The sequence below is a fragment of the Anaerococcus porci genome, assembly GCF_034090325.1.
GTDB lineage: Bacteria > Bacillota > Clostridia > Tissierellales > Peptoniphilaceae > Anaerococcus > Anaerococcus porci.
The window spans coordinates 1-2,136 of record NZ_JAXDSU010000042.1 but is presented as its reverse complement, the minus strand read 5'-3'; the positions used below and the strand labels follow the sequence as shown (position 1 = coordinate 2,136).

The window sequence follows — 2,136 nt, the reverse complement described above, 5'->3', positions numbered from 1 at the left end:
TGAGACAATGTACGATGTAAGTAATGAATGGTATGAAGATATATACGATATGTCCCCATATGATATAGCTGAGCTATTTGAAAAAACTGTAAAGGACGAAGTAGGAATAACTGTTACATTTAAAGCGATAGACCTTGAAGTATCTATTTTAGAACACTAGAAATAAGGTATTAATAGGCGATAGAAATTAAAAATTCTCAAGGTAAATATCAGCAAGCACAATCTTAATTAAAAGCAATCTATAAAGACCATGTAGATACAATAGTTGGTAACTGTGATTCCACACTCTTTCTAAGGGGAAAAGAAACCATAGACCTATACAACACATCAGAAACAAGATCCAATCAAAACTCCTATCGTTTAAACTATCAAAAGTCAGGCAAAGACTTGATGAGTCAAGATGAAAAAACAGTAATGGATGGTGGAAAATGTATATTACAATTAAGAGGAGTAAGGCCTTTCTTGTCTTATAAATTTGATATTACAAAGCATAAGAATTATAAGTTGTTGGAAGATTTAGAAGAAAATTTGTTTTATTAAAAAGATCTAATAAGTATATATGATTAAAAAATTATATCGTTTAAATATTAAAGAAATACAAAGAAAAAATTCACAAAAGTTAGCAGAATTAAATGTCTACTTATGATAAATTATGATTATAGAAAATCGTCTTACTATAAATTGAAATATTACTTAATCGGGGGAAGAAATGTATTATAAGAATTTATGAAAATAAGTTGTAATATATAATACCTATATTAAAGCGTTAATAGTTACTAGCTATTCTAAATTAAAGAAATAAAGTTTTATTAAAGAACGATATATAATAATATGTTATGTGTTTGCGTGAAAGAATCCAATTAGTTTCCCATATCGAAATAAAAGTTATATTAAAAAGTAGAATAAGTTGAGAAAATAGAATAGAATTAAACATATAATCAGATAATTTAAGTGGAACTAGCTAGAGATTATCAATTATTTACAGATGCCTATTCTTATAAGACGCTAGAGAGACTAAAAGAACTAATAACATAAATTATATATAATATATGAAATAGTATACAAAAAGCTATTTAAACCTCAGATGATAAACTGATCAGATGAGTTAGCAAAACAGCCACTTGATAAGTATATAAATTTATTGATGCAAATACAGAATTATATTTGAGTCATTTATAACTAAGATAAGGAAAGGATAAAGGTGTAATCGTAATATGAATACTATATTATTAGAATCAAAACAGATAAATTTAGAAATATGGTTGCCTATATTGATATCTTTGATAACTCTTATATATACAATTTTAAACAATAATAAACTAAATAAGAGAACTAAAAAAAATGAAGAATCGAATAAATTAAATGAACAGTGGAAAAAAGATTTTGAAATTTATAAAGAAGAAATTAGACAAAAAGATATGATCAATACTAAGTTATTAACAGAAATAAGAACTAGAGCTTCAATCGTTCCGTATTTCAATATTGTATTAAATGATAACAGAATTAAAAGAGACAAAGATAGTTTAATACTAGAAGTCGGTCTTATTAACATTGGTAAAGAAAGTGCAACAAATATTCAATTAGATCCATTATATCCTGAGAAAAAATTGGAGGGTTATTTTATAGGTAAAGCATATCCCGGTAAGCAATATCATATTTATGAATATTTAAGTCAATATTATGCGATGGCAACAGAAGAAGTTACATTTAAGATTGTATTAAATTTACCTAAAGGTAAAGAAATGAGCGATTTTTTAAATTTTAGAATTAAATATGAGGATTTAATAGGTAACACTTATCAGCAGGAATTTAGATTTGGATTTTATATGATCAATGATTCTTTGGGATATAGTCAAGATAACAGTTCGTATATCCCTACTACAAAGGAAAAATAGAATTGAAGAGATAACTATGTTCGGGCGATAGAAATTAAAAAAACTCTATCGTCTTTTTTTATACTCAAAATTAGGAGGTTAAGTTGATAAGGATAAGAAGTCCCACTTAAAGCAATTTAATATATAAGACATTTAGCGATTGAAATATAAGTTCAGTCGCTTTTTTAATTGAAATTTTAGATTAAGGAGAAGAAATCAATGGATAGAGAAATGATAAATATTAATGCAAATTTAGTTAAGG

The 2,136-nt window shown here is 25.7% G+C and carries 1 protein-coding gene and 1 pseudogene; both read left to right on the top strand.

What is annotated here, in order from left to right:
* Positions 1–228: 228 nt before the first annotated feature.
* Positions 229–534 (top strand): annotated as a pseudogene (locus SOR60_RS04550) (VirD4-like conjugal transfer protein, CD1115 family); the annotation flags it as partial.
* A gap of 680 nt (positions 535–1,214) precedes the next feature.
* The gene (locus SOR60_RS04545; protein WP_154542188.1) at positions 1,215–1,895 is read left to right on the top strand and encodes a hypothetical protein; all 681 of its coding nucleotides are present in this window, start codon (positions 1,215–1,217) and stop codon (positions 1,893–1,895) included.
* Positions 1,896–2,136: the final 241 nt, after the last annotated feature.